General features: G+C 63.6%; 10 protein-coding genes. 2 read left to right on the top strand and 8 right to left on the bottom strand.

Annotated elements, in window-relative coordinates:
• A partial coding sequence (locus FS770_RS13375) for a transposase (protein WP_145012705.1) occupies positions 1-222 on the top strand: 222 nt, incomplete at its 5' end.
• Positions 223-345: 123 nt separating this feature from the next.
• On the top strand, positions 346-1,653 hold the full coding sequence (locus tag FS770_RS13370; RefSeq protein WP_145012702.1) for an ISL3 family transposase: 1,308 nt from the start codon (positions 346-348) through the stop codon (positions 1,651-1,653).
• An 8-nt stretch (positions 1,654-1,661) separates the two neighbouring features.
• On the opposite strand, the gene FS770_RS13365 is transcribed toward FS770_RS13370, so the two are convergent.
• The 8 genes from FS770_RS13365 to FS770_RS13330 all read right to left on the bottom strand — a co-directional run bounded on the left by FS770_RS13365 (position 1,662) and on the right by FS770_RS13330 (position 9,029).
• Positions 1,662-2,585: a tyrosine-type recombinase/integrase gene (locus tag FS770_RS13365; RefSeq protein ID WP_145012699.1), complete on the bottom strand. Its 924-nt coding sequence runs from the start codon at positions 2,583-2,585 to the stop codon at positions 1,662-1,664.
• Positions 2,586-2,882: 297 nt separating this feature from the next.
• Complete coding sequence (locus FS770_RS13360; RefSeq protein WP_244944940.1) at positions 2,883-3,617, bottom strand: TIGR02391 family protein; 735 nt, start codon at positions 3,615-3,617, stop codon at positions 2,883-2,885.
• A 222-nt stretch (positions 3,618-3,839) separates the two neighbouring features.
• A complete protein-coding gene (locus FS770_RS14350) occupies positions 3,840-4,307 on the bottom strand; it encodes a thiamine pyrophosphate-dependent enzyme (RefSeq protein WP_425323843.1) in 468 nt (155 codons plus the stop codon).
• A 113-nt stretch (positions 4,308-4,420) separates the two neighbouring features.
• Positions 4,421-4,870 (bottom strand): hypothetical protein, encoded by a 450-nt coding sequence (locus FS770_RS13350; RefSeq protein ID WP_145012693.1) that lies wholly within the window; start codon positions 4,868-4,870, stop codon positions 4,421-4,423.
• Between the two features lie 18 nt (positions 4,871-4,888).
• On the bottom strand, positions 4,889-6,151 hold the full coding sequence (locus tag FS770_RS13345; protein ID WP_342353667.1) for an MFS transporter: 1,263 nt from the start codon (positions 6,149-6,151) through the stop codon (positions 4,889-4,891).
• On the bottom strand, positions 6,148-7,158 hold the full coding sequence (locus FS770_RS13340) for a DNA glycosylase AlkZ-like family protein (RefSeq protein WP_145012687.1): 1,011 nt from the start codon (positions 7,156-7,158) through the stop codon (positions 6,148-6,150). The genes FS770_RS13345 and FS770_RS13340 overlap by 4 nt, the downstream gene beginning before the upstream one ends.
• Positions 7,159-7,277: 119 nt before the next feature.
• Entirely contained in the window at positions 7,278-7,910 is a 633-nt protein-coding gene (locus tag FS770_RS13335; protein ID WP_145012685.1) for a hypothetical protein, read from the bottom strand.
• A gap of 90 nt (positions 7,911-8,000) precedes the next feature.
• The gene (locus tag FS770_RS13330) at positions 8,001-9,029 is read right to left on the bottom strand and encodes a YVTN family beta-propeller repeat protein (protein WP_145012682.1); all 1,029 of its coding nucleotides are present in this window, start codon (positions 9,027-9,029) and stop codon (positions 8,001-8,003) included.
• Between the last annotated feature and the right edge of the window lie 251 nt (positions 9,030-9,280).

The following is a 9,280-nucleotide window of genomic DNA, read 5'->3' as shown; positions in this document are numbered from 1 at the left end:
GTAGAACTGCGCAAGCTCGGCCGCACCCTGACCAGACGCGCCTGCGACGTCCTGGCCTACTTCGACCGGCCGCGCACGAGCAACGGACCTACCGAAGCCGTGAACGGTCGCCTCGAGCACCTGCGTGGCCTGGCCCTCGGCTTCCGCAACCTCACCAACTACATCGCCCGCGCACTCCTCGAAGCCGGCGGATTCAGACCACACCTACACCCCGAATTGTGAAGAGCCGGATTGGCTCTTCACGAACGAGGGTGTAGTCGGTTGAGCGCGTCGGTGGCTGGGTAGGGGTCGAGGTCTCCCGGATGATGGAAGTTCTTCACGCTCGCCATCCCGAAAGACCTCGACGTGCTCCACCCTACTTTCGCGACCCCTGACCTGACCACGTTCTGCCGCCTCGACGAGCTCGGCCTCGTCGCCGTCGGCCAGCTGATCGAGCCGGATCGGGCCACGATCGAATGCCGCGTCGTCGAGGACGACCCGTGGTGTCGGAAGTGCGGTGTCGAGGGCGTGCCGCGGGACACGGTCACGCGTCGACTGGCGCACGAGCCGTTCGGGCACCGGCCGACGACCCTGCTGGTGCGGGTGCGCCGGTACCGGTGCGGACACTGCCGGCGCACGTGGCGGCAGGACATGACGCGGGCAGCGGCGCCGCGTGCGAAGATCTCCCGCGGCGGCCTGGAGTGGGCGCTGCGGGGCATCGTCATCGACCACCTCACCGTCACCCGCGTCGCCGCAGGTCTCGGGGTGTCCTGGAGTGCCGCGAACGCCGCCGTCCTCGCGGAAGGCAAGCGGCGCCTGATCGACGACCCCGCCCGGTTCGACGGGGTCACCACGAGCGGTGTCGACGAGCACGTCTGGCGACACACGAGGCTGGGCGACAAGTACGTCACCGTGATCATCGACCTCACGCCCGCGAGGAACAAGACCGGGCCGGCGAGGCTGCTGGACATGGTCGAGGGCCGCTCCAAGGCGGTGTTCAAGCAGTGGCTCGCCGCCCGCCCTGCGGACTGGGCGAAGCGGATCGAGGTGGTCGCGATGGACGGCTTCGCCGGGTTCAAGACCGCTGCCGCCGAGGAACTCCCCGACGCCGTCCCCGTCATGGACCCGTTCCACGTGGTCCGCCTCGCCGGCGACGCGCTGGATGTCTGCCGGCGTCGGGTCCAGCAAGACACCACCGGTCACCGCGGGCTCAAGGGCGACCCGCTCTACAAAGCCCGCCGCACCCTGCACACCGGGGCGAGCCTGCTCACCGACCGGCAGCGGGCACGCCTGGACGCAGTGTTCGCGAGCGAGGAGCACGTCGAGGTCGAGGCGACCTGGGGCATCTACCAGCGCATCGTCGCGGCCTATCGGGAGCCCGACAAGAAGAAAGCGAAGGCGATGATGCAGGAGGTGATCGCTGCGATCAGCAGCGGCGTTCCCGCGGCGCTCGTCGAGGTCCGCAAGCTCGGCCGGACCATGAAGCAGCGGGCGGGCGACATTCTCGCGTTCTTCGACCGCCCCGGCACCAGCAACGGCCCGACCGAGGCCATCAACGGGCGACTCGAACACCTCCGCGGCTCCGCCCTCGGCTTCCGCAACCTCACCCACTACATCGCTCGGTCGCTGCTCGAAGCCGGAGGGTTCAGACCCGCGCTACACCCTCGTTCGTGAAGAGCCATTTAACTGAAGAGGGCCCCGACGGTGTGGGCGCTGGAGTTGGCCAGGCGTTTTCGGGAGTGGTCGTAGCGGCGTGTGGTGCGTGGGTCGGCGTGGCCGAGGGAGTCTTGGAGGTGGTGCAGGGGCACCCCGAGGTCTAGGGCGAGGGTGGCGTGGGTGTGGCGCAGCACGTGGGAGGACATGGGTTTGGTGATCCCCGCGCGGGTGGCCAGGCGGGTGAGGGTGGTGTGGGCGTTGGTTCTGGCCCAGGGGGCCCCGGTGCGGGTGGTGAAGATCAACCGGTCTGTCTCGTGCCCGGTGGCTACGTTGGTGCCCATGATCCCGACGAGTCCGTAGAGCGTGGTGGCGGTGTGTTCGGGCAGGGCGACGACGGCTTTTTTCCCGCCTTTGCGGCGGATGACCAGCCGGTCCCGGAACAGTCCGGCCTCCGTGGAGGTCAGTGCCTCAGTGATCCGCACCCCGGTGGACAGCAGCAGATCCACCAGGGCGTGTGATCTGGGGGAGTCGGCCACCGCGGCGTCTAGCAGGCGCATGGCTTCTCGTCTGCTCAATGCTGCGGTGGTGGTGTGGTCCTGATCCACCGCCGGCCGTGCCACGTGCTGGGCCGGGTTCGTGGTCACCGCGTCCACGGTGATCGCGTAGGTGTAGAACGCGGAGACCGCGGCCAGCCGGCGGGCCAAGGTGGTGTCCGCGTCCCCAGCTGCCGTGCGCGCCCGAGCGAAGACATCGAGGTGCGCGCGGGTGGCGGCCAGCAGGTCAACACCGCCGGCGTCGAGGAACTGACAGAACAGGTGGGCGTCCCGGGTGTAGGAGGCCTGGGTGTTCGGTGAGGGGTAGGACGCCACCCACGCGCCGAGCAGCCCCGCATGGACCGCAGCGTTCGTCGTACGAGGGCCGCGGGCGGTGAGCTGGGTGGTTTCGGACATGGTGGCCACCCTACCGGCCTATCCATGACATAACAGACATTATCTCATTTATTAGACCCACTCTTGGTTGGCTACGGAACGGCCAGCTCGCGCTGACCCGCGGGGGTGCAAATAGGACCGTACTTGCACCAAGGCAGCGCGAGTGCAGGTGGCTGGACTATGGGTCGGGGCGATGAACGACGCGAAGAGTGCAACGCTTAATGGCGCATCGAGGCGCAGGCCGCCGACAGGGCGGACACTACTGCGCGACGTCAGCAACAGATGCGCGTACTTGGCGGTCGGACTCAGTCGACCGGACTACTGCGGCTGCGCGCTCTCTACAGAGCTGCCGTCGATCCAGCGCGCCAAAACACTCAGAGCTGCCAACTGCTCCAAGGCGGTCTGCTCGGGTGCCTCCTCCAGAGCGTCATGACTAGCTGGATTGCGGATCGCAGCGAAGCATCCTTCTGCGTAGGCAGCAATCCCTCGTCGCACGGAACGTGCTGTTTTGCCACCGTCGTCACCCTCTGGCCGGAGGCGGGACTTGCCGGGTTGCGGATCATCGTCGCTGTACGCCTGTTTGAACAGATCTGTCTCTGCCACATCACGACGAGAGACCTTGTTCTGCGTCTCGGCGTTGATCTTGACTGCGGCGGCCCTGACCGCCTCGCGATAGTGACCGGACTGCCAAAGAGAGCGGGCCGCCTCCCAGGCCCAGGGGTGCATCCCTCCGGCGCTGATCGTCGGCGCGTTATCGCCTAGACGCTCCGCGACCTCTTCCTGGCGCTCCAGCTCGGCCACCGCTCGTATCGCAGCCTGTCGGTGACGGGCCCAACGCTCCTTTCCATCATCCGGCACTTCAGTCCGCCACCGTGGCAGGACGCGGTCGAGGATCTTCTCGACGATCTGCGCCGCGGCGATGATCTCGCTCGTCGGCGCCACGGGCGTGGCGAAGTCCCCCAGGAAAACCACCCCGCCCGTAGAGGAGGGCTGACGCAGACTCGTCATCTGGATGAAGCTGCGGAGCTCGGCCAATGCCCACTCGTGATCCACTACCGCCTCCGATCGACAGTTCGAACAATTCACTGCCGCCCTAGTTTCTAACAAGTTCGACCAGCAACCCAGTGCGTCATTGGTTCCAGGCGACAAGCGGCACGAGCGGGCGAGTGTAGCCGCCCTTCGATGCAACAACCCAGCGCGTCCGTGTACAGCAGTCCCGAGCCAGAAGCAGCTTGTCTCGTCACCTGTGCTCCATTGGGGCAGCGGCTCAGCCAGTCACCCGAGGTGCGTGGATCGTGCGAATTCGCGAGCCAAACTCCGAGGGTTGCATGCAGGAGCTGGTGGTGCGTGAGCTGGGTCGCAGGTCAGGCAAACAATGGCTCTCAAGCCCGGCTCACATCCCCAGTCGAGGGCGTCCTTGAGATCCTCCAAGGTAGAAACCGTGCGCACGTTCGTGAACCCCGACGCAATGAGTAGCCGTACGATCCCTCCGCCGGGCTCCAGGGTGGTTGGTTGGCCTCCAGTTGTCCTGTACCCGTTGTTATCGAGGATGATGCAGAGAAGGTTCGGCGGGGCCTGGCTCGCGATGGTGGAAAGCGAACCGAGACACATGAGGAGACCGCCATCCCCTTCGACTGCTGTGACTCGCCCCGTACGACCTAACGCAACCCCCAAGCCCAAAGGGAGAACCATCCCCATGGATCCCAGCAGCGGCAGTAGTCGTCCTGGGGCGAGCCTCCTCATAGCGATATGGGCAATGGGCCCGAGGTGACAAATGACCTGACCCGTCTTCGGGCAGGCATTGATCTGGGCGAAGACCTCTGCCGGATCGACCCCAAGATTTTCGTGTCCGCCGCTCATGTCAGAAGAACCACTGTCGGAGAAGCGTTCGAGGTGAGGTCTAGCCGGATGGCTCTCAGAGTCGGCAGAAGTGTGTCGGCACGGCAACTAATCATGGCGCAACCGAGTGCTCCTAAGGCTGGCTGGACCGCGCGACCTGTCGGGACCTGTGCGGGGTTCTGTTCGCCCGCGCCGCCACGCATGGCGACGAGGAGGGTGACTGGCAGTGCATAGGCCACGAGAAGCGAGCCGACCGTGTTGAGCGAGGACATCAGTCCGGAGGACTGCATCAGAACCAACGGACGTCGCCCAGCGATGTGCAGACCTGCTCCCACCGCGACGGCTTCTTCTTCTCGGGAGCAGAAGACCGCCCCGGGAAGACCCTGCAAGTCGAAAATGTCGTTGAACTCGGAGCATGGCACCATCGGCGTCGCATCGTACCCCGTGTCGACGAACTCGCGAGTCAATGTTTTCCGCACCTTCGGTCACCCCTTCCGGGCAGTCTGTGTGACAGCGATACGGGGTAGTAAGACTGAGGCCGCCGCGAGGGCGATGGTACATACGGCCAGCGCCAGGAGCACATTGCTAGTTCCCAATGCGACCAAGGCAAAACCGCAGGCCGCGGTCGCTATACCGTCGCCAATATTGAAAGAGGATCCCAACGCCGCATTCATCTCAGTGTGGGATGCATCAGCGAAATAGTCGCCCACCATTATGTATGAGGCGATGAACATCGGTGTCATGCCTACACCCAAACAGATTGCTCCAAGAACTGCCAGAACGAGCCCTTCGCTAACCATGAAGAGGAGCACTCCCACTGCTATGAGAGCGGCAGCCCCTTGGTACTGAACCCGAGCGGATACACGGCCGACTGGGAGTTTCCCGAACGCGAGGCCAGCTAGGAACCCAGCAAAGCTGGTGATACTCAGCAGTACCCCCGACACCGCTTCGGCACCAAGGTTCTGCCCAGACCATGCTGGGAGGATCAGACTCAGGCCACCCATTGCAACCCCAAGGCCGACCATTGGCAGCAACAAACCTACTGCAGCCGGTTGGAGGTAGACACTCCCCTTTGAGGGCGAGCTCGCCGGATCGAGGGGCTCCTCTGGCACAGGCGATGCTGATAATGGCTGAGTCATCAGGGCATGACTACTGGCTTCCGGCCGGGATGCCAGTGCGACGATAGCCACGTTCCCGAGCACTCCGGCGCAGAGGCCCACCGGGATTGACCAGAAGGCACCAACCGTTGCCCACAGCGCGCTCGTGATCAAGGGGCTAATTGCGAAGGTCAGTTCTTCCGTGGTCGAGTCCAGCGCATGCAACGCCCGGTTCGTTGAAGGTGTCTCTGCGACATTGGTCCAGATGGCACGTACGACCGCCGGCGTCGGGGGTGCGATCGCGGCTCCGCTCACGATGCCGGCCATCGCCACCACGAACGAGGCCCCGGCAGCATTCAGAGCCACCCCTGTCCCCAGAAGAAGGGCGAACACAAGTGACATGGGTACGATGGTTGCTCGCGGAGAGTGCCTTGTGATCAAGCGCCCCTTGTAGGGGGCGGTGAGTGAACTGACCACCATCAGAGTCGCTGCCGCCACCCCAGCGTGGGTGTACTCTTGACGGTCGCTGTAGAAGGCCACTAGGCCAAAGGGGACGAGCCCCCCAGAGAGTCGACCGAAGTTGGCAGCAAACAGTAGTGGACCTATCTCCCGGTCCGTAATGAGCCTTCGGTAGCTGCGTGAACTTGTCATGGCGTATCCCCTGCCGTCCAGCGGTTGAGCTGCTGCTCCACGGACGCGCGCACCGCATCCCCCTCAATGTCAGAGTCGCACTCAAAATTCTCCACTATCAACTTACCCTCATAACGTCTAGCCGCGACGCGTCCGATGATTCGATCACCGAGCAGGAGCGGCATCGAGAAGTATCCGAACTCCCTTCTGCTGGCGGGTTTGTACGCCTCAAGTAGATAAGTCTTTCCGAACAGGAACTGTTGTCTCGAACGCGTCCATATCAGCGAATCAAAAGGGGAGAGAGGAATGACGTCGGAAGGGTCTAGTGTGTATCCAGTCGTTGACTCCAGCGAGTTGCGGTCAACGAACCACTCCTCATCGCTCCCATGCACGCGCACAACGTCGTACCCACAACTCCGAGCGAGTGCCGCGATGTTCACGTCTCGGGGAAATCTAAAGTAGTCACGTACGTGCTTGGCCGTTGAGATCCCTAGCACTTGCAGAGCAGCCAGCACTGCTTGCCTGAGGCCCTCGGCTGGGTCGACCTGGTCAGGGTGGGGCAATCCCGCCTGAGCTGGTGTTCGGTAGACCCGGCGCCACCCGGCGTCTCTGTTCACCACGGCGAGTTCACCGATGCTAAGTAACCACTCGCATGCGGTCTTCGCGGGGCTGGACCGCTCCCAGCCGACCCCCGAGCTCCGCCCAAGATCGTTCAGGGTCGAGGGGCCCGATTCTTCGATCCGATTCAATACCTGTTTGATTACCTGGAGGTCGGGCTGTGAACCGGTGAGTCCGTGCTTCTTGATTTGGTGCCGACGCCAGCTCCACACGGGCCACAGACGCTGTGGGAGAAGGGAATGAGCGTGGCCCCACGTCTCGAACAGACCCGCTGAGGTGTCGTGCGCGAGATTGACGTCTCGAGTTGAGACGCCACGAGACAGGAGAACCAGCTCATGAGAACGACGTACCGCCTGGAGCGCGTCTAGCTGGACGCACCCCACCCTCTCGACCGCGGATGCGACCGACATGGGCTGGCGTCGCGCAGAATGTCGCTCTAGGCCTTGTGCCTGGACAGCGATCTGCCGGGCATGCGCGAGCGAAAATACCTCTATGACTGGTGCCGCTGAACCTCGTCGCACGGACCCGTTCACAGGCGTAGAGCCTCACGGGAGATGGGTATCAGACGAGCGATTTCATCACCTCGGGAGAGGGTCAGTTCGCACCGCGGGGAGATCGCGATGCTCATCCCGGTGCTGTGGAGTCGCTCAATAGTTGCCGAGGAAAACAGGCCGATTTGGACACCTAGATCGGGTGTTTCCGGGGAGGGCACCACTAGTAGCCCGAAGTCGTCGGCTGTTGTTGCAGACCAGCCGAGACGCCATTCAACGGTGTCGAGTCCGTTGGGCAGGAACATGGTCTGGCTTCCCTGGCTGGTCTCGAACTCATAACTCGTCAACCAGGCCCGCTGCTCAACAGCCAGGGTTGCAGAGTCCCGAACCCAGACCTGGTTCATGCCCACGGCCCGCGCAGACTCGCTGGTCTGCTCGCCTCCTGCGATCTCAACCTGGCGCAGTGGGGAGAGAGTGATGTCAATTGGAGAGTTGATGCGCCACCCAAGGGTTGCTCCCTGGATCCAGGGCGGGCAGAACTCTGGCTGCCGCTCTGCGCGGAGATGAGTGAACGACTCGGCGGACAGAGTCCTTTTCTCCCGCGCCGCTGGTAGGTCGAGTTCGTACTTTGCTGGCGGAATTGCCCATGAGTAGAGTTGGCTGAAGTGCATCGCTTTCCGTTCACGAACCAAACTGGGTGAGGGGGCGCCGTCGCCGACTGCTGGCGACGGCGCCCCCTCGGCAGTCTAGATGTCGACGGATCAGACGGAGACCGCCTGCGCAGTCTTCGTCTCACGTGCCAGTCGCGCAGCTGCCGGGTCGAACACCGAGACGCTGCAGGGACCAAAGCCCACCGGAACCGTCTCGGTCACTACCTCGCTGTTCGGGTCAGACAGGTCGGTGTCAGCGGTCCGGATGACTGTGACTCCATGGCCGCCCCAATCGGGGACGTCCAGCTTCATGACCGTGGCCCGGGAGAAGGCAGCGGCGTAGATGGTGCCGTCAGAGTCAGACACTACCCCGCGCGGTGCGGGGCCAGCCTCGAGGTAGCGAGTCACGGACAGGCTCTCGAGGTCGATCACGGCAACCGAGTTGTCGCGCTCCAGGCTGGCCAGCGCGTACTTGTGGTCGGGTGTGAACGTGACAGCCCGAACGCCGCCTGCGCGCACAGGGATGTCAGCGTGGACGCGATCGGTTGCCAGGTCAATGACGGGGATGTTCTGGATCGCGTTGCATGCAACGAAGGCCAGGCCTCGGGTGTTGTCGATGTTCAGACTGTAGGGGAAGGTGTGGGGTGCCAGCATGATGGTGTTGACCACCTTGACCCCGTCCACGTCGCCGCTGTCGAGGGTGCTGACGTCGACCTTAGCAATGGAACCTTCGCCCCAGAGTGAAATGTAGGCGAAACCGTCCGCGACGATCATGTGGCGGGGGTCCCGACCGATCTCGATCTGGCGGATCTCCTCACCATGCTCCAGATCCACCACCGACAGGGTGTCCGAACCCGAGTTCGAGACGAGCAGGTACTTCTCCTTGCCGACGATGAAGAGGCCGCGCGGGCCGTTGCCGACTTGAATCCGCCGGGTCTCCTCATGAGTCAGCCCGTCGATCTCGGAGACGGTGTTCGTGCTCGTGTTGGAGACGTAACCGCGCCCATCAGAGGTGAATCTGACGCTGCCGCGCGGCGCGTTACCGACCTGGATCGAGGCGATCTTGTAAACCGACTCGCCGTTGCTTTCGAGCACCGAGATGGTGCCCGAGTCTGTATCTGTCGAGTAGATCTCAGTCATTGCACACTCCCTGATAATGGTCTCAAAAGAGAGGCGTCTGATGTCCCTCCCTTTGAATACACTAGCACCACTGATTCGAGGGTGAACAGGGATACAACAAAAAAGATAGGAGACTCTTTACCCCGTGTCTGCGGAACCGCACGCGTCTCGGTCCCTGCGACTGTTCCACTGGGCGCTCCACGGGCTCGTTTTGGGGCTCTTCACAGATGAGGGTGTAGGCGTGGTGCGACCTGGGGCGGCGCGTCGGTGTC

Source organism: Kocuria salsicia, from assembly GCF_007681555.1.
In the GTDB taxonomy this organism is placed as follows: Bacteria; Actinomycetota; Actinomycetes; order Actinomycetales; family Micrococcaceae; genus Kocuria; species Kocuria salsicia.
The sequence above is the reverse complement of the archived record's forward strand: the minus strand, read 5'-3'. Positions and strand labels throughout refer to the sequence as shown.

Bases quoted from the DNA above. Each gene is read 5' to 3' on its own strand.
- FS770_RS13340 (WP_145012687.1), bottom strand. From the start codon at position 7,158: ATGTCGGTCGCATCCGCGGTCGAGAGGGTGGGGTGCGTCCAGCTAGAC.
- FS770_RS13345 (WP_342353667.1), bottom strand. From the start codon at position 6,151: ATGACAAGTTCACGCAGCTACCGAAGGCTCATTACGGACCGGGAGATA.
- FS770_RS14350 (WP_425323843.1), bottom strand. From the start codon at position 4,307: ATGAGGAGGCTCGCCCCAGGACGACTACTGCCGCTGCTGGGATCCATG.
- FS770_RS13330 (WP_145012682.1), bottom strand. From the start codon at position 9,029: ATGACTGAGATCTACTCGACAGATACAGACTCGGGCACCATCTCGGTG.
- FS770_RS13365 (WP_145012699.1), bottom strand. From the start codon at position 2,585: ATGTCCGAAACCACCCAGCTCACCGCCCGCGGCCCTCGTACGACGAAC.
- FS770_RS13335 (WP_145012685.1), bottom strand. From the start codon at position 7,910: ATGCACTTCAGCCAACTCTACTCATGGGCAATTCCGCCAGCAAAGTAC.